The sequence below is a fragment of the Pantoea sp. 22096 genome (assembly GCF_052045955.1).
GTDB lineage: Bacteria > Pseudomonadota > Gammaproteobacteria > Enterobacterales > Enterobacteriaceae > Pantoea > Pantoea alfalfae.
In genome coordinates, this window is record NZ_JBQEPW010000003.1 from 198,040 (window position 1) to 215,416 (window position 17,377).

Here is a 17,377-nt window from a genome sequence, read left to right on the forward strand (position 1 = left end):
TATCGCACGAAAGATGCATTGGCAGAAGCGATCGCCCCTGCCCTGCCGGCTACGCTTGCATCACCGGAATAGAAAAAACACCGCTGAGCCAGTCGGGCTTACAGTGCGCAAAATCAAGACGCAGCAGGTCTTTGCCCGGACGGCGTGACACGCCCAGCATGGGCAGATGCTGATAGTAGATATCCTCAATAAAGCGCGTCAGCTGCTCCGGCCTGCCGCTCCAGCGGATCGACGCATAAAGGCCACACACCTCGCTCCAGCTGGCGGTATTGTCACCCAGCAGCCCGGCATGTTGTGGTGCCAGCGCCTGAAACAGGCTGATATTCTGCTGGTCAGCAGAGCTATGGCCGGGACCATACTGAAAACCTAACCAGCCGTGCGTCGTATGGCTGCCCGCCAGCGCGACCAGATGCCGTGCCTGCTCTGCCACACGGTGGTCGTGGTCGGCAATATACTCACCAAACCTGCACTCCCACTCCAGTGTCTCTCCGCACAGGTGCAGTTCTTCCTCACGTTCCACCAGCGTCGCACGCTCTGCCAGCGAGCGCACCAGAATGCGCCCATGGAAGTTTTTAACCGGCAAATGAGGAATACGGCGAAACGCGCCAGGCGTCAGTGCAAAGTGGCCTTTGAACACCCTCGTGAAGTTTTGCTGATTATCAAAGCCAAAACGTACGGCGATATCGATCAGCGTCATACGCGTCAGACGCAGCGCCATGGCCGCCATCGTCAGACGCCGTTTGCGGGTATACGCCGCCAGCGTCTGTCCGGTCATCTCCTTGAACATGCGCTGCATGTGCCATTTGGAATAACCTGATTTCAGGGTGATTTGATCGATATTGAGATCGTCGGTGAGGTTGGCTTCTATCCACTCGACCAGATCGTTGATGTGCTGTTTTTTAATGGCCTGACTAAGCATGATGGCGATTTACGACGCGGGTTAGGACTGGAATTTCAGTTACAAAAGGATAACAAAAATCGCAAATCGGTGTAAGGAATGGGTAAGCATTGCGCGCCCGTTCAGGGCGTTTCCGCATTAATTGCTTAGGTTACTAACTAAAAAAGGCTGGCTTACGTCAGCCTTCTGATTATTGATAAAAACTGCGCCGGATAGCGGCAAGACGGAGCCTGCGAAGGGAACACGGTCAGATCGGAAAGTCGCAAAACCCGTCATCCCTGACACGCCTGGCCCGCGCGATTACGCACCTCATCCCTGAGGTGCGCCCGTAAACGGGCCAACGCGTTGCGTTGTACAAAAACGCCTGGCGTTTTTGTCCCTGGCGCGGGACGCTTTCCTCTTCTGCCCGTGTTACCTGCGCGTTGGGCTTAGTCGTTGCTGCCAGCATCACCCGGAATGAGCTTTGTCAGCTGCCTGAATATAGATCCGCATCAGCCTGACTCATGCCTGCGACAACTAATGACTACGCATACCCGCCGCAGTCATCATCATCCGGAACAGCGAGGCGACAACACCCAGCGCCAGCACGCTGGCGGCGTAGATAAACACCAGCCACATCACCCGCTTCCACCACGGTGCTTTCATCTCTGCGTTGTGGTTGTGGTCTTTCATGCTGCTAAGGCTTTTCATATCAATGATATCCTGCGTCTGCTTTGATTTTTCCACGGAATACGTAGTAGCTCCAGAAGGTATAGCCCAGGATCATCGGGATAATCAGCAGGCTACCCACCAGCATAAAGGCCTGACTCTGCGGAGGTGCCGCAGCGGCCCAGATGGTCACGGATGGCGGAATAATGTTTGGCCAGATACTGATGCCCAGTCCAGAGAAGCCCAGGAAGATTAGCGCCAGCGTCAGCAGGAACGGTGAATAGTGTGCCTCGCGTTTGATGGCGCGAATAATGCCCCACGAGCAGAGCAGCACCAGCACCGGAACCGGCAGGAACAGGAACAGATTTGGCGTGCTGAACCAGCGATGAGAAATGTCGGCATGCGCAAACGGCGTCCACAGGCTGACGATGCCAATAATCACTAATAGCGCAATCACCAGCGGCGTCGCCAGCGCAGACATCTTACGGTGTAGTTCATTCTCGGTCTTCATGATGAGCCAGGTACAGCCCAGCAGCGCATAGGCCACCACCAGACCCACACCGCAGAACAGCGGGAACGGTGCCAGCCAGTCCATTGCGGAACCGGCAAAGCGGCGCCCCTCAACAGGAATGCCATCCAGCAATGCACCGACCGCCACACCCTGACTGAAGGTGGCGATAATCGAACCGGCAATAAACGACTTGTCCCAGAATGCACGATGGCCTTCCACCGCTTTAAAGCGGAACTCGAAGGCAACGCCGCGGAAAATCAAACCAATCAGCATGGCGGTCAGCGGAATCGACAGTGCATCGGCGATGACTGCATAGGCCAGCGGGAACGCACCGAACAGGCCTGCGCCTCCCAGCACCAGCCAGGTCTCATTACCATCCCAGACCGGCGCGACGGTATTAACCATCATGTCGCGCTCGCCAGCATCTTTATTGAACGGGAACAGCAGACCAATGCCCAGGTCGAAACCATCCATTACGATATACATCAGGGTTGCGAAGACGATAATCACAAACCAGATAACGGAAAAATCGATCATCTTAGTGGTCTCCATCCTTAAAGGTGGCAGCGGAAAGTGGACGCGCTGGCGTTTTCTTCTGACCCGGTCCACCCTCTTCGGTGGTATGACCTTCGCCGACAACCGGTCCCTGCTTAATCAGACGCATCATGTAGTGATACCCCACGCCAAACACCGAGCTATAGACCAGAATAAAGGCCAGCAGGCTGATGCTCATGTGCATATCGCCATGTGCCGAGACCGCATCGATGGTACGCTGAACGCCATAAACCACCCACGGCTGACGACCGATTTCAGTAGTAAACCAGCCAGCCAGAATCGCAATCAGACCCGATGGTCCCATCAGCAGCGCAAACCACAGGAACGGACGCGACTCATAAAGACGCCCTTTAAAACGCAGCCACAGGCTGACCACGCCGAGCGTGATCATCAGCAGGCCCAGCGCCACCATCACGCGGAAGGACCAGAAAATCACCGTTGAATTAGGTCGATCCTCTTTCGGGAACGACTTCAGCGCCGGAACCTGCTTGTCCAGACTATGCGTCAGAATCAGACTGCCGAGATAAGGCACTTCCAGCGCATATTTGGTGCGCTCCTGCTCCATGTCGGGAATACCAAACAGAATCAGCGGTGTGGCTTCACCCGGCGGGTTTTCCCAGTGTCCTTCAATTGCCGCGATCTTGGCAGGCTGATGCTCCAGTGTGTTCAGACCGTGAGCATCACCAATCATTGCCTGAATCGGCGCGACGATCAGCGCCATCCACAACGCCATGGAGAACATCCTGCGGATGGCAGGGTTATTGTTGCCCTTCAGCAGATGCCAGGCCGCCGACGCCCCAACAAAGAAGGCACTCGCCAGGAACGCCGCCACCGACATATGGAACAACCGGTAAGGGAAAGAGGGGTTAAAGACGATTTTGAACCAATCCTGCGGAACCACGATGCCATTCTGAATGATGTAGCCCTGCGGCGTATGCATCCAGCTGTTAGAGGCCAGGATCCAGAAGGTCGAAATCAGTGTCCCCAGGGCGACCATGCAGGTGGCAAAGAAGTGCAGACCCGGACCTACGCGATTCCAGCCAAACAGCATCACGCCCAGGAAGCCCGCTTCCAGGAAGAACGCCGTCAGCACTTCATAGGTGAGCAGCGGGCCGGTGATACTGCCGGCAAACTCTGAGAAGCCGCTCCAGTTCGTACCGAACTGATAAGCCATTACCAGCCCTGATACCACACCCATACCGAAGTTAACGGCAAAGATTTTGGACCAGAAATGGTAGAGATCGCGATAGGTTTGATCGCGGGTTTTGAGCCACATACCTTCGAGTACAGCCAGGAAGCTGGCGAGACCGATGGTGATGGCGGGAAAGATAATATGGAAGGAAACAGTAAATGCGAACTGAATCCTGGCCAGATGAAAGGCATCTAATCCGAACATTGCTTACCTCTTTGCCACATAGAACACCATGTATTTACTTATTATTAACAACTTAAGCCTGATGCGCTGACTTCTCTGCGCTTATTGAAATTCCCGCCGCAAATTTAGAACTATCCGCGACGAGGAAACAGAAACAGTGGGGTTAATGAAAACTATAACAGTCTTTGTTGATTTTGATCATTGTTTTTAGCGGGAATTACTTATTTAAAAATAAGGCTTAAAGGTTAATCAGAGCGTATTTATGTGTCGTTAATGTTACGGTATTTGTCACTTTAAAATTTCACGTCGGCAAAGCAATACCTGACTAAAAAAAGCCTTCAACCGGCTGTTTTCAGAAGCTATTTTTTTATAAATCCGGTTTTAAAAAAGGTCAAAATTGAGAGTAAATAATTTAAATAACCTTATTTCTTAAAGAGTTACATTAGTAAATAGTTATCTGAACCGCTTTGTTTAATTTTTTGCTTTACCCGGGTTAATCCAGACCTGGATCCTGGCGAAAAATAGCCAGAGCAGCGCAGTTAAGCGCCACCAGAGATGTTAATAAAATGGGTCAAAAAGCCGTTATGAATTAACAGCACGTACGAAGCAGTCAGTTATTCCGGGCCTGAGCTTGATAAAATGATTTAATAACCAGCAAAGAGGCGTAAAAACCGCTGGGGTTATTTTCGCTGCCGTTACGTTATTCCGGTTTCAGGGAGTGAAGTAAGAGAAGAGCAGATCAGAAATCTTCTGCCAGCATCCCCCCTTCACGACGAGATAGCTGACAGGCTGAGAATTTTACTCAGCTGCAGATTTTTCACGCTGTGCCAGAATCCGGCTCAGATTCAGCTCCAGCCAGTCCGCCAGCCCCACCACCTGTTCACTGACTTCACGGCCAAGCGGGGTCAGACGATACTCTACGTGCGGCGGCACAACATCGTAAGCGATGCGCTGCACGAAGCCATCTTCCTCCAGATAGCGCAGATTCTGCGCCAGCATCCGTTCGCTGACGCCACCGACCGCACGGCGCAATGCACTGAAGCGTAGCGTCTGATCCTGCAGGGCCAGCAGGATCAGTACGCTCCAGCGGCTGGTCACCCGTTTTAGTACGTCGCGCGACGGACAGTTAACGTTAAGCAGTTCACCACGACTAAATTTTTCACTCAGTTTTTCAGACATTTAATCTGCACACCTCAAACTAACAATTCTGTAAGTACTTACTAAAAATTAGTTTATATCTTAGTCTGGATTTCACCAACAGCCACAGGAGTCATCCCATGATTGCAGTTACAGGTGCCACCGGCCAGCTGGGCCGAATCGTTATCGATGCATTACTGAAAAAAGTGCCGGCGGCAGAAATTGTTGCCGCTGTGCGTACGCCCGCCAAAGCGGCCGATCTTGCTGCGCTGGGCGTGATTGTGCGCCAGGCCGATTATGGCCAGCCAGAGACGCTGGAAGCCGCTTTTGCAGGCGTGGATAAGCTGCTGCTGATCTCGGGCAGTGAAGTGGGCCAGCGTGAGGCGCAGCATAAAGCTGTCATCGACGCTGCAAAGGCGGCAGGCGTGGGCTTTATCGCCTACACCAGTCTGCTGCATGCGGATACCTCACCGCTGGGTTTAGGTGTTGAACATCGCGCGACTGAAGCGCTGCTGAAAGCCTCGGGTATCCCGTTTGCCCTGCTTCGCAACGGCTGGTACACCGAGAACTATGCCGCCAGCATTCCTCCGGCGCTGGCGCATCATGCGTTTATCGGCGCGGCGGGTGAAGGCCGCATCGCCTCAGCTGCCCGTCAGGATTACGCTGAAGCGGCGGCTGAAGTGATGACCCGTGACGATCAGGCGGGCAAAGTCTATGAGCTGTCCGGCGACGACAGCTACACGCTGGCGCAGTTTGCTGCGGAGATTGCCGCACAGAGTGGGGAGAAGGTCGATTACGTCAACCTGTCTCAGGCTGACTTTGCCGCCGCGCTGAAAGGCGCTGGCCTGCCAGAAGGTCTGGCAGAGATGCTGGCAGATTCTGATGCTGGTGCAGAAAAAGGGGGTCTGTTTGATGATTCGCGTCAGCTGAGCAAACTGATCGGTCGCCCGACCACAAGCTGGCAGGCGGTGATCCGCGCAGCATTGGCAAACCATTAATCCAGCTTTCTCTGAGCGGGCAACCTGGCCCGCTCACTTCCCACTCCTGCCCTGATTTCCGTTGCGTATGCCATTTTCTGCACCCTTTGCAGCTGCGGTTTCTTTTACAAAATGTGAATAAACGCCAGTTTTCTTCAGGTTAAATTTTTTTATTCGGGTCGCTAAGAGATTCATCTGAAATGCGTTTTTTGTGAACACCGCTATATTTGGTTGAATTGACTGGAATTTATTAAAAAAGCTCGATTAATCGACAATTTTTATTACGTTCATAGATATTCTGCATTGTTGTTCCCTGGGATGAGAGGTCTATAATTTGTCCTTTGTGCAACCACGACCGCTCAGGAGGCCGTTATTAATACCCATCGCCAGCAACAAAATGCACTTGAAGAGGTTCGTGCCGGGGCGGAAGTTGAGTATCAATACGATCCCCATGAACTGAAACTGGATCGCATGCAGGATTCTGAACCGGAACCGGAGCTGATTGAAGGCTTACCGGCGCCGGATGCGCTCACGCCTGCCGATCGTTATCTGGAACTGTTTGAACATGTCCAGATGTCGCGGATTTTCGAGGACAGCAAAACCTTCCCCGACTGTTCGCCTAAGTACGATCCGCTGGATGTGCTGATGCGCTATCGTCGACAGAAACGCAGCAGTGATTTCGACCTGTCGCGTTTTGTTGCCGATCACTTTTATCTGCCTGGCGTAAACGAAAGTTTTTATGTCTCCAACCCGGATAAATCGCTCAATGAGCATATCGATGACCTGTGGCCAGTTTTGACCAAAATGCCACAGCAGCATATGCCGCACTCATCGCTGCTGCCGTTACCAAAACCTTATGTAGTTCCGGGCGGACGCTTTGGCGAAACTTACTACTGGGACTCCTACTTCACCATGCTGGGCCTGGCGGAGTCGGGCCGTGATGACCTGCTGCGTCACATGGCGGATAACTTTGCCTGGCTGATCGATAACTACGGTCATGTGCCAAACGGCAACCGTACTTACTATCTCAGCCGTTCCCAGCCGCCGGTATTTGCCCTGATGGTGGAGCTGTTCGAAGAAGATGGCGTGCGCGGTGCTAAGCGCTATCAGGAACAGCTGATGAAGGAGTACCAGTTCTGGATGGATGGTGCCGGCTCACTGATGCCAAACCAGGCTTATCGTCACGTCGTGCGGATGCCAAATGGCTCGCTGCTGAATCGTTACTGGGATGACCGCGATACGCCACGTGATGAGTCGTGGATGGAAGATGTCGAAACCGCGCGCGAATCCAGACGTCCGGCCAGCGAAGTCTATCGTGACCTGCGTGCTGGTGCAGAGTCGGGCTGGGATTACTCCTCGCGCTGGCTGCGTAACCCGAAACGGCTGTCGAGTATCCGTACAACGCAGTTTATCCCCATCGATCTGAACGCGTTCCTGTACAAGCTGGAGCTGATGATTGCCACCCTGTCGCACGCCAAAGGTGAAGAGCTGACGGCGCTGGCCTGGCAGAAAAAAGCGGAAACGCGGAAACGTGCTATCACCCGTTACCTCTGGGATAGCACCGCTGGTGTGTTCCGCGACTACGACTGGCGTCGTGAACGTTTCGGTGCTTTTACCGTTGCCTCTGTGGTTCCGCTATTTGTGGGTCTGGCGACGCCGCATCAGGCGCATCTGCAGGCAATCTCACTGCGTCATCTGCTGCTGAGCAACGGTGGCCTGCTGACTTCAATGGTGGAAAGCGGTGAGCAGTGGGATCGTCCCAACGGCTGGGCACCGATGCAGTGGATGGCCGTTGTTGGCCTGAATAATTACGGTGAAGAGACGCTGGCAAGTGAAGTCGCGGTAAACTGGCTTAATACGGTGAATAACTTCTATCAGCTGCACCACAAGCTGGTCGAGAAGTATGACATCAGCGGAGAACGCGCGCGCCCCGGCGGCGGCGGTGAATATCCGTTACAGGATGGCTTTGGCTGGACGAATGGCGTTACCCGTAAGCTGATGACGATGTATGGGCATTTAATGGCTGACTGAGTGTCGCAGCCTGCAAATCACAAAACGCAAAAAGCCGGGCAATTCCCGGCTTTTTTCATGCAGGCTGTCAGGCGTTACTTCTTCGCTTCAGTGCCCGGCTGTGATGCACGTTGCAGGAACTGCTGAGTCACGTCAGGCAGGTTCTGCAGCAGCCACTCCGCCATGGCCACTTCCTGATCGCGGATCTCGTTGAGAATGCGAACGCCCTGCGTATCACCTACCTGCTCCGCCGCGGCGATCAGGCTGGTGTAGCTGGCGATCTCAGCATTCTCAAAAACGTAGCCACTGATGGCACCCTTCACCACTTCATCTGAGTTAAACATACCGCCCACCGCCTGGCCGGTCGCCGCCATTTTACCCATCGCATCTTTCATCACAGAGTGATCGATACCGTGGCTGTCGAGCAGTTGTTCCAGCAGGGTCAGCTGATGCTTAGTCTCTTCCAGATGTTGCGCCAGACGCTGTTCCAGCGCGGGATAGTGTTCAAGACGGCCTGACATCTTGCTCAGCATGCTTTCTGCCTGCTTTTCCATCGCATGCGCATCGCGCAGCCAGTCATGATAGTGTTCGATCGCTGTCATGTGTTACTCCTTAAGAGACAGTAATAGCTTCGGCTACCGAGGTGAGTTTCTCATCGGTTTGTTTCTCTTCATCCAGAGTCGCGGCCAGCAGCTCTGCCGCTTTGGTATAACCCAGCTTCAGCGCCAGCGCATGCAACGTACCGTAAGTCGCAATCTCATAGTGCTCCACTTTCTGCGCTGCACCGATCAGCCCCTGATCGCGGATTTCGCCCTTCTCGACCGAGTCAATAATTTCCTGCGCCTCTTCAACCAGACCCTCGAGCGCATGGCATTTCATTCTTTTGATTTTGACTTCAGGTGTTACTTCCACCAGTTCATCAAGTCGTTCAATCTGAGCACGGGTCTCTTCCAGGTGCTGATTGAACGCAGCGATAAGGTTTTCGTCACTGGCTGCGCGCGCCATTTTAGGCAATGCACGGGTTATCTGTTTCTCAGCGCTGTATACATCGGATAGGTCATGGATGAACAGATCGTTTAACGTTTTCACTGTCATAAGATAGCCTCATTGTTTAAAAAGCTGCGTCGATAATAACGCAACGCCAGTCATGTCGTTGACACCTGAAAAGTCTAGTGGAGATTCTTAATATCGCACGTTTCATCAGCCTGAATTTAAGACAGAAGTAGCATATAAAATGCATTTTCCTTTTCACAGCAGTGATTTAGCGGATAAATTTTTTATGGCTCCGGCTTCGCCAGGCAGGTTGAATTTGTACAAAGCAATAAATCGCTGCATAAATTTTTTCAGATTATGTGCATGAAAAAAGCGCCATTTAAAACTTAGTTGTACAGGACTTTATTAATTCGTATAACTTTAAACGATAGAAAATAAAAAACCGGCAGGGAAATCCCAACCGGTTTAATTAACGGTGTCTCTCTGTGCCGATGATAAATCAGCGACATAATTCAGGAGGTAATTATCTTGCAGGCTAATGAAAAGAGAATCTGCACAGCCCGGCAAACGCATTAAACTGCTGTTACAGCGACCTTAAAAGCGTTTAGCTTCTGCGGCTTACCTTACCTCCCTTGCGTCCGGCTTCAATGGCACGTTCGGGATCGTTCTTAAAATTCCCGCCGCTTTTCTGACCGCCCTTGCGTCCTGCTTCCGCAGCACGCTCCTTATCAGCCGCAAAATTTCCGGCCCCACCGCGATATTGAGTCATTCTGTGTTCCTCTTTGAAGTTGAAATCAGAATTTGCACAGTTAATGCTTCATCAGGCCGATTCAGCAACATAAATGTAGACAGAAAATCGGACCGATCAAGAAAGACAAATAAAAATCTGTTACAGCATCACCTTATTGACAGTACAAACTTCATCCGGATTGGTAACGCCTTTCAACTATCGCTCTGTACTATTTAAAAAAGGGATACGGCGTAAAAAAGATTGCTTACAAAAATCGCCGCGCCCTATTAATCGATCATTTTCGAAAAATGTCCAATTGAAAAAATAGTAACCGAAGCGGTACTGAGAAAACCACATCAATATCAGTTAGTGAAGATGATCAACAAACGATCAAATTCCCTAAGCGAAGCGGCAAATAACACTAATTTAGTTTTTCATGACGTTATAAATAAGCGAAGCGTAAAGAGTTAAATCCACCCGCTTAAAATAGCTGAAATTGATCATTAAATGATCAGTTATGCTGTTTTAACGAGAGTTTTAATTCAAATGACACTTCTGATTCTGGAGTGGTAATACCAGGTAAGCGAAGCGGAAAAAGCGAGGCAATTTGCTTCTAAAAACCATAATTAAGAATAATACGAAAACCCTTTTTTTGTCGGTTACTACTGCTTTATCGCACGTCGCGCCAAAGGCAAGGCTCAAAATTATGGATTAAAGGTAGCCGGGACGAGAGATAAGATGACGTACTAACAGCAGGCCAGGCTGCTGTCCGGTCCAGTAGAGCAGTATCAGAAGGGATCCGGGAAAGCGGGCGCAAAGGCCACACCGCGTTTGCCATTTTTCTTAATGCGGTACATGGCTTCATCTGCCCGTGCCAGGGCGGTATCAAAGTCATCTTTTACCCGAACCTGTGACACGCCTACTGACGCGCCTATGTGCGCTTGCCCGTTAGCCAAATCAAAAGGGGTAAGTACCGCGTCAAGGCAGGCATGCGCCAGCTGTCTGACCTGCGGCTCGCTTAGTGCAAACGGCAATAGCAGGACGAATTCATCGCCGCCAAGCCGGCCGATGATCACCTCTGCCGGGGAAAGATCAGTCAATCGCTGACTTAACTGAATTAACACTTCATCACCGCTGCGATGCCCCAGGGTGTCGTTGACGTTTTTGAAATTATCCAGATCAATAAAAACAACGCAGAGCGGCCCCTGCGCTTTCATTTCACAGAAATCATTTTGCAGAGCATGGCGATTGTTGAGCAGCGTAAGAGGATCGTGCAGCGCCAGCAGGGCGAGCTGCTCTTCATATTGCTTCTCTTTGGTCATGTCGATGTGAGTGCCAATGACTTTAACCGGCTCGCCGTGCGCGTTCCACTCACTGACCCGACCGCGATCCAGCACCCACGTGATACTGCCATTTTTGGCAATCATGCGATGCAGCGCTTCGTAGTAAGGCGCTCTTCCGGCAATGTGATCGTTAAACGCTCGCAAAACCTCGGCGGCGTCATCGGGATGCAGGCTCTCTTTCCACGATTCGAAGTTGGCGTCGGTCTCTTTTGGCTGGAAGCCGAGCATCGCGCCCCAGCGCCGGTTAAAGATCACCAGCTTGCCGCTGGGAATATCGAGCTGCCACAGAAACAGTCCGGTGCCATCCAGCGCCGCATTGAGTTTGGTGCGGGCATCATGCGCTATACGCTTCAGACGCGCATTGTGCTTTTTCAGGTTCTGTATTTGCAGACGCAGCGCTTCTTCTGACATAACCATGTAAGAGGAGGAAAAAGGGGTATTGTGCCTGTCAGGATGATTCTGTAAAGGGTGGCTTATAAAACACGATTAGCCACGGTCAATTGCAGGCTGGACAGGATATCAGGCGGTGCCAGTCTGGCAACGCAGCACAGAGGCGAAGCGGCAAATTGATTTCGCCATGAAATCTGTTTGTATCGTTGTAGAATTGAGACAAGCAATGGGCCGGAGAGCGGTGAAAATCAGAATCTTCAGGCAGTAGTGAGTACATCGGTATTACATTCCACTGACCGCAGCAAGGCGCTGTGCATAACCCGCGGCTACGCCAGACCAGGAACCCGATTACCTTACGTGTCACAGCCTGCCGCGGTTAAACCCCACAGTGGCGGTGCCTTGCCGAGTGAGTCAGGTTTACGGATTAAGGACGTCAGGAGCAGATGAAACAGCAAAATAAACAAAAGAGAAAGGATAGTAAGGCAGCGCTGCAGGATTGTGTCCTGTCAGACGCTGGCTCAGCGTAATTCTGACTATGCTAAAAAGCTTAATTAAGTTAACGCCCTCACAGCATCTTTATTGTGCGAGCTTATAAAGTTGACCAGGCGTAACCCCGAACATGCTTTTAAAATTTCGCGTGAAATGTGCCTGGTCGGTGAAACCTAATTGAGCTGAAATGTCAGATATAGCTTTCCCCTGAATAATCATATTCTTACCTTGACGCAATCGTGCTCCTTTAATCCATGCAAAAGGCGGAAGTCCCTTAACGTTAGTAAACATTCTGACCAGTTTGACGGGTGAGACGCCTGTTTCATTTGCCAACATTTGAAGCGTAGGAGGAAAATGAAAATCATCCATTAGTCTCGTTACCACATAATCAACGACAGTTTTATCTGTTGTTTTTATCGCGATATGCGGATGTGCGCCTGACCGAGAAAGCACTGATTGCAGAACACTCGCCACGCGTTCGTTAATCTCGCAATCTGACGTGTGGCGATCGAGTGCAAATGCAGCGACCTGACGTATTTCCGCTGCCACATCAGGCGCTGCAATAATGTTTTTTTTGAAATGATCATCACAATCGAGACCGGTAAATTCCATCATTGACTCGGGGGAAACATAAAAGCTGTAGTAGTACCATTCATAGGGTGTAGGCTCAGCAGCCTGAATCTGACCTGGATTATAAATGGTTATCTCATCAACACTGGCCTCAGCATTTTTTCCATCTAACCAAATCTTTTCTCTTCCCGAGACATTAGCACCAATGTAGAACTCATCATGAGAGTGCTTTGGAAAAATATGATTGGTGCTGTCTGATAATGTGACCTCAATTCCGGCGATCTTCCGATATATCGTGATACCCATCTGATTCAACCTTTCCTTTCGGCTTTACGCCCCATATCTCTGATGCAAGAGAGAAGAAACATATTAACAGAATTGCAACAAGTGAGGAAAGTGATGGCGATAATCTCGGGTCAAATAACTGAAAAATGAAAGTAAAAATCGGATTTACAGAAATAAAAACCATAACTCTGGCAGGTGGTAAAGATTTTATGCCGTACTGCAGACACCAAAGTGGTATAACCACGCCACATATAGCAAGGATGACGATACCCGGTGACAGGGTTTCACCTATCGCACTATAACCAAATGAATCCATGCTATAACTCATTGTTATAAATACTGTAATGTAAAAGCGATGTGCCATGATCGAAGAGGGTAAGCAACCTTTGTCACTCAGTTTTCTGCTAAAAATATTAGAGAAGATACTGAAGACAGAGCAGAGCACCGCCATCATCACGCCAGCCATAACGTTTGATGAAGAATAGTTATAGATAAACCGGCCCTGATGCAAACTAATCAGAGCGAGCCAAAGAGAACAAACAGTAATCCCGGAAATATATATAGATTTGTATTGATGAGATTCATTTTTAAAAAACATTGGTGCAATGAAAATAATCATTAACGGTGCTACGCCTGTTATAATAGCAGACGCCACCGCGGGCTCAAGACACTTCATGCAATAGAAAAATGTTATCCAGGAACCCGCTGTAGTAATATTTAAAATTACTACGGGTGCAAAAAATCGCACCGTAGAAACATAATTCCTTCGGTTAAAAATAACACCATAAGACTGAAAAAAGAGCATTGCAATTGAAAAGACAATAAAAGTGATGCTTAAAGGATGGTTATCCTGAACAAGGAATCCTGAATAAACCTCCTTTACAGCATCAAGAAAATTATAGAGGAAGACCATCAATAGACCAAAAAGATAATTTTTATTATTCATATTATTCTCAGGCTAAATCAAAAAGTTTACCTTCTTTTTCATAAATTCTGATCTTTGCATGATCACTGTCAATTTGCTTTTCATCTTCATGACACAAGTAAATAATACCTGGATTAGTAAAAAGATCCGTCGTCCTGTATATATTCTCGCCTGCATCTGGCGTGTGCATCATGCCGAAATAGGATGGGAGTAACTTAAGCAATTTTTCGCAATTATTAACTTTAACCACACCCTCAAATTCTGAAGCCAGTGTAATACATTGCAGCTGAGTTTTGAGCATATAATTCTTTCCAAGCCTGGCAGCAAAACGTTGAGGTTTCACATAACGTTCGGCAGTAAGTGTGACATGGCTATATCCCAATGCAGACACAACCGCGTTGTGCATGATAGTTCCCTGCATTCGGGCAGCGGTTTCAATAAGCACAGGCCCGGATTCCGTCATCATTACTTCACTATGAGACGGGCCATTGGCGATACCGAGAAAAGTCAGCGCTTTTTCCATATATCTGACAAGCTGATCCTGTACTTCACCCGAGTAAGGCAGAAGAATTTCCCTTTCACAGATCAGCGATGCATTCTCAACTTCCTTTTTGTCATCAGACCATATCTCTGTAATCAGATGCTGTCCATTGATGCTGACCGCATTGACAATATATTGCCTTCCGATAAGGCGTTCCTGCAAAAGAACAGTGCCATTTTTTAAACCTAATTTATTTTTTTTACCATATATTTTATTAAAGGCATTCTGTACTTCATCAACCGTGTTGCAAAAGCGAACACTATCCGCTCCAGCGCTATCCACGGGTTTGACGACGACAGGCCACTTATTCAGCTCACCAGCCCATTTCTTTGCCTGTTCAACAGAGTCGGTTAAAAACTGAGGTATAGAGCTGATTCCCCCTGATTTTAAGGCCTCCTGCATTGCATATTTATTGCGACGCAAAGCACTGGTGTCTATTGAATTCCCGGGGGTACCCACTAACGAAGACAGGAGGTCTGCGATATAAACACCGGTTTCGGTTCCAGGTATAATATATTCTGGCGACAGTTGCTTAAGTTCTTCGGCTATCCTCAAAAATTCACTGTGAGATTCATCACCCGGCGAAATCAGGAAATCAAAAGTTTCATGTCTGAATGTTTGCTGATATTCCAGTGGAATCTCCGGGGATGATTGAATATGAATGCAAGTCCAGCCATTTTTTTTGAAAACAGGCGCTAACTCAGCACCTGTAGAATACGCATCAACAATACAGATGTATCTTTTCATTTTAATCCTTTACGTGCAATGATAACCAGATTGTCGTCTTTCTCTTTTTTCTTCAAAGAGAAATCACCCTATAACGACACGCTTTCAAAGCCTGCATTTAATAACTCATCTCTGAGCATTTCTTTCTCATAGAGCCTTGTGAGGCAACTCCAGTGCTGGGATTGATTATGATAATCAACCCTAATCAGTCTCTTATTCCAATCCATATGAAGATATTCCGTAACGCCATTATCTTCCCGGACTAAAACGCCCTCTGCATTAATTCTATTTCTTGCTCTTTCCATATCAGCAAGTTCTATTACAAGAACACCGCCCGGACGTAATAACCCATACCAGTATCTGAAAAGTGACAGGTCTTCTGCCTCAGTGGTGTAGTACCCGAAACTTGTATATATATTAATTAACAGGTCGTAATTTTTACCGGGAATATCTTTCATATCAGCCTGGTAATAACCTGGGCCTGAGGCATCCTTTTTTGCTATTTCAATTTGTTCAGAAGATAAATCTATGGCAGTCACTTTATACCCCTGAAGAAATAAAGCATGACTCATTTTTCCTATGCCGCAGCATATATCTAATACAGACGCGTATTCAGATGGAGGGAACAAATTAGCAAATTTTTCTGATGCGAAAGTATAGTCCTGATAGCGAACGAGATTATTGGGCACTTCTGTAAAAAACACAGGAAATCCTGTTTTATCGTTCATGCCACCTGCTGACATTGTACTCTCCATTATTCTTACTATTTTTTATTGAGCTGTATCTTGTGGATAAATCTCTTCCATTGAATCATGTGTCAGCGATGCGTCGTTAAAGTCCAGCTCATTTGCATACGTAAAAACGATAACTGTGCGACGAGATTCCTGCGTTAACGGCGCTATACGATGAAGAGCATCCCTGGCCCTTAGCAGGTAACACTGGCCACGAGCAACATGACGACTAATAACCGGATATTCAGCCAGCGTCTTTTTAATCCACTCTCTTGTATTCTCTTTCTTCCAGGGAATGCGCGGGATAAATTCAACCCGGGCACCTGAAAGCACATCAGGCTCATCAATTACCCATACTAAAGCATACGAATAGTCATCCCAATGCCAGCCATAATTATCGCCACTTTTATTTTGGGAATTGATGATAAATTCTTCAGGCTCGTAAGGTACGCGATAAATTTCTTCACCGGTAATTCGGGAAAGAAATTTCAGGACACCTGGGCTGTCGAAAAAGGCAGGAATATATTTCCCTTCTTCACGAATAGCATTACGGCCAACACTATCGTATGCCCTTGGTGTGTTACCACTCTGTTTGATAATAACTTCACGACGCAGCGCATTTTTCTCAAGCAGTGAGCGCGCCTCATCTTCCATCTTCTGTTGTAGATCCAGGGGAAGAAGATCCTCAATGACGACCATTAAATCGTCTTCATAGTCGTTTTTAAAATAGTTGATCAGCGACTCTGGTAATCCATTAATGTGCTGAGAAATTTGTGTTTCAATCTGTTCCACAGTTAACTCCCTTATTTTTATAAATACCCTTTTATGCCTTGTCTTAGACGTTTTAAGCATGCCTTAGCAACATTCATAAATCTTGTATCTCATTTCAATAATCGAACAAAAAACGAACAATCAATTAGGTTCTTCCAGGCCGGGCCGTACGAAAAACGGCCCCATAGCGCAGTCGTTCTTTATCTGCTTACGACGAATCTGTTGGCTCGCGAAGTGCAGATTAACGCTGAAATCAGCGCAGAGGCATACATTCGCTAATGTATTGTCTTTAAACGCAAAAACCCCCGCCGAAGCGAGGGTTTCAAATTATGGAGTCACAGGATGTGGCGAGTGAATCGAACCGTCGATAACGGGTTCGCCTCAAAACGCAAAAACCCGCCAGAGGCGGGTTCTTTAAATATGGTGCCCGAACCCGGACAAAAATGCCGGGAGCATTTTTGCATCGCGTGCCAGCGCGACCCGAAGGGCGAGTCACAGGATGTGGCGAGTGAATCGAACCGTCGATAACGGGTTCGCCTCAAAACGCAAAAACCCGCCAGAGGCGGGTTCTTTAAAGATGGTGCCCGAACCCGGAATCGAACCAGGGACACGGGGATTTTCAATCCCCTGCTCTACCGACTGAGCTATTCGGGCAACGGGGCGCATTAAACCAAAGCGGCCCGGCAGCGTCAAACGCTTTTCACCAAAATCACATCGACTGACGGCTTTTCCATCAACTCAAATATCGGGTTTGACCTGATGCAAAAATGTC

16 protein-coding genes and 1 tRNA gene are annotated in these 17,377 nt (G+C 48.9%); 2 read left to right on the forward strand and 15 right to left on the reverse strand.

The window, feature by feature from the left end; translation table 11 throughout:
- Positions 1–49: 49 nt before the first annotated feature.
- The 5 genes from ACTJKZ_RS13620 to ACTJKZ_RS13640 all read right to left on the reverse strand — a co-directional run bounded on the left by ACTJKZ_RS13620 (position 50) and on the right by ACTJKZ_RS13640 (position 5,166).
- Entirely contained in the window at positions 50–919 is an 870-nt protein-coding gene (locus tag ACTJKZ_RS13620) for a helix-turn-helix domain-containing protein (protein ID WP_161732679.1), read from the reverse strand.
- 495 nt (positions 920–1,414) lie between these two features.
- Positions 1,415–1,588, reverse strand: coding sequence for a DUF2474 domain-containing protein (locus ACTJKZ_RS13625; RefSeq protein WP_253420012.1), 174 nt, complete (start codon positions 1,586–1,588; stop codon positions 1,415–1,417).
- Position 1,589: 1 nt separating this feature from the next.
- Positions 1,590–2,594, reverse strand: a complete 1,005-nt coding sequence (gene cydB, locus ACTJKZ_RS13630) for a cytochrome d ubiquinol oxidase subunit II (RefSeq protein ID WP_013359001.1) — start codon at positions 2,592–2,594, stop codon at positions 1,590–1,592.
- Between the two features lies 1 nt (position 2,595).
- On the reverse strand, positions 2,596–4,008 hold the full coding sequence (locus tag ACTJKZ_RS13635; protein ID WP_285087770.1) for a cytochrome ubiquinol oxidase subunit I: 1,413 nt from the start codon (positions 4,006–4,008) through the stop codon (positions 2,596–2,598).
- A 777-nt stretch (positions 4,009–4,785) separates the two neighbouring features.
- Entirely contained in the window at positions 4,786–5,166 is a 381-nt protein-coding gene (locus ACTJKZ_RS13640) for a winged helix-turn-helix transcriptional regulator (protein ID WP_033784031.1), read from the reverse strand.
- A 98-nt stretch (positions 5,167–5,264) separates the two neighbouring features.
- On the opposite strand from ACTJKZ_RS13640, the gene ACTJKZ_RS13645 reads away from it, so the two are divergent.
- Complete coding sequence (locus tag ACTJKZ_RS13645; RefSeq protein ID WP_253420018.1) at positions 5,265–6,122, forward strand: SDR family oxidoreductase; 858 nt, start codon at positions 5,265–5,267, stop codon at positions 6,120–6,122.
- A 351-nt stretch (positions 6,123–6,473) separates the two neighbouring features.
- Entirely contained in the window at positions 6,474–8,132 is a 1,659-nt protein-coding gene (gene treF, locus ACTJKZ_RS13650; RefSeq protein WP_161732733.1) for an alpha,alpha-trehalase TreF, read from the forward strand.
- A gap of 74 nt (positions 8,133–8,206) precedes the next feature.
- On the opposite strand, the gene ACTJKZ_RS13655 is transcribed toward treF, so the two are convergent.
- The 10 genes from ACTJKZ_RS13655 to ACTJKZ_RS13700 all read right to left on the reverse strand — a co-directional run bounded on the left by ACTJKZ_RS13655 (position 8,207) and on the right by ACTJKZ_RS13700 (position 17,259).
- The gene (locus tag ACTJKZ_RS13655; protein ID WP_136196597.1) at positions 8,207–8,713 is read right to left on the reverse strand and encodes a ferritin-like domain-containing protein; all 507 of its coding nucleotides are present in this window, start codon (positions 8,711–8,713) and stop codon (positions 8,207–8,209) included.
- Between the two features lie 10 nt (positions 8,714–8,723).
- Positions 8,724–9,206: a YciE/YciF ferroxidase family protein gene (locus ACTJKZ_RS13660; RefSeq protein ID WP_150015696.1), complete on the reverse strand. Its 483-nt coding sequence runs from the start codon at positions 9,204–9,206 to the stop codon at positions 8,724–8,726.
- A 502-nt stretch (positions 9,207–9,708) separates the two neighbouring features.
- A complete protein-coding gene (locus ACTJKZ_RS13665; RefSeq protein WP_004571242.1) occupies positions 9,709–9,873 on the reverse strand; it encodes a general stress protein in 165 nt (54 codons plus the stop codon).
- 749 nt (positions 9,874–10,622) lie between these two features.
- Positions 10,623–11,588 carry a diguanylate cyclase domain-containing protein gene (locus tag ACTJKZ_RS13670; protein ID WP_440829721.1) on the reverse strand — a complete coding sequence of 322 codons (966 nt, stop codon included), beginning with the start codon at positions 11,586–11,588 and terminating at the stop codon, positions 10,623–10,625.
- A 555-nt stretch (positions 11,589–12,143) separates the two neighbouring features.
- Positions 12,144–12,932, reverse strand: a complete 789-nt coding sequence (locus ACTJKZ_RS13675) for an AraC family transcriptional regulator (RefSeq protein WP_440829722.1) — start codon at positions 12,930–12,932, stop codon at positions 12,144–12,146.
- Positions 12,895–13,857, reverse strand: a complete 963-nt coding sequence (locus ACTJKZ_RS13680; protein ID WP_440829723.1) for a DMT family transporter — start codon at positions 13,855–13,857, stop codon at positions 12,895–12,897. Before ACTJKZ_RS13680 ends, ACTJKZ_RS13675 begins: the two co-directional genes overlap by 38 nt.
- 7 nt (positions 13,858–13,864) lie before the next feature.
- A complete protein-coding gene (locus ACTJKZ_RS13685) occupies positions 13,865–15,124 on the reverse strand; it encodes an ATP-grasp domain-containing protein (RefSeq protein WP_440829724.1) in 1,260 nt (419 codons plus the stop codon).
- 68 nt (positions 15,125–15,192) lie between these two features.
- The gene (locus ACTJKZ_RS13690) at positions 15,193–15,846 is read right to left on the reverse strand and encodes a class I SAM-dependent methyltransferase (protein ID WP_440829725.1); all 654 of its coding nucleotides are present in this window, start codon (positions 15,844–15,846) and stop codon (positions 15,193–15,195) included.
- A 27-nt stretch (positions 15,847–15,873) separates the two neighbouring features.
- Positions 15,874–16,626: a HalD/BesD family halogenase gene (locus tag ACTJKZ_RS13695; RefSeq protein ID WP_440829726.1), complete on the reverse strand. Its 753-nt coding sequence runs from the start codon at positions 16,624–16,626 to the stop codon at positions 15,874–15,876.
- Between the two features lie 557 nt (positions 16,627–17,183).
- Positions 17,184–17,259, reverse strand: a tRNA-Phe gene (locus ACTJKZ_RS13700).
- Positions 17,260–17,377: the final 118 nt, after the last annotated feature.

Bases quoted from the DNA above. Each gene is read 5' to 3' on its own strand.
- ACTJKZ_RS13620 (WP_161732679.1), bottom strand. From the start codon at position 919: ATGCTTAGTCAGGCCATTAAAAAACAGCACATCAACGATCTGGTCGAG.
- ACTJKZ_RS13625 (WP_253420012.1), bottom strand. From the start codon at position 1,588: ATGAAAAGCCTTAGCAGCATGAAAGACCACAACCACAACGCAGAGATG.
- cydB (WP_013359001.1), bottom strand. From the start codon at position 2,594: ATGATCGATTTTTCCGTTATCTGGTTTGTGATTATCGTCTTCGCAACC.
- ACTJKZ_RS13635 (WP_285087770.1), bottom strand. From the start codon at position 4,008: ATGTTCGGATTAGATGCCTTTCATCTGGCCAGGATTCAGTTCGCATTT.
- ACTJKZ_RS13640 (WP_033784031.1), bottom strand. From the start codon at position 5,166: ATGTCTGAAAAACTGAGTGAAAAATTTAGTCGTGGTGAACTGCTTAAC.
- ACTJKZ_RS13645 (WP_253420018.1), top strand. From the start codon at position 5,265: ATGATTGCAGTTACAGGTGCCACCGGCCAGCTGGGCCGAATCGTTATC.
- ACTJKZ_RS13655 (WP_136196597.1), bottom strand. From the start codon at position 8,713: ATGACAGCGATCGAACACTATCATGACTGGCTGCGCGATGCGCATGCG.
- ACTJKZ_RS13660 (WP_150015696.1), bottom strand. From the start codon at position 9,206: ATGACAGTGAAAACGTTAAACGATCTGTTCATCCATGACCTATCCGAT.
- ACTJKZ_RS13665 (WP_004571242.1), bottom strand. From the start codon at position 9,873: ATGACTCAATATCGCGGTGGGGCCGGAAATTTTGCGGCTGATAAGGAG.
- ACTJKZ_RS13670 (WP_440829721.1), bottom strand. From the start codon at position 11,588: ATGTCAGAAGAAGCGCTGCGTCTGCAAATACAGAACCTGAAAAAGCAC.
- ACTJKZ_RS13675 (WP_440829722.1), bottom strand. From the start codon at position 12,932: ATGGGTATCACGATATATCGGAAGATCGCCGGAATTGAGGTCACATTA.
- ACTJKZ_RS13680 (WP_440829723.1), bottom strand. From the start codon at position 13,857: ATGAATAATAAAAATTATCTTTTTGGTCTATTGATGGTCTTCCTCTAT.
- ACTJKZ_RS13685 (WP_440829724.1), bottom strand. From the start codon at position 15,124: ATGAAAAGATACATCTGTATTGTTGATGCGTATTCTACAGGTGCTGAG.
- ACTJKZ_RS13690 (WP_440829725.1), bottom strand. From the start codon at position 15,846: ATGTCAGCAGGTGGCATGAACGATAAAACAGGATTTCCTGTGTTTTTT.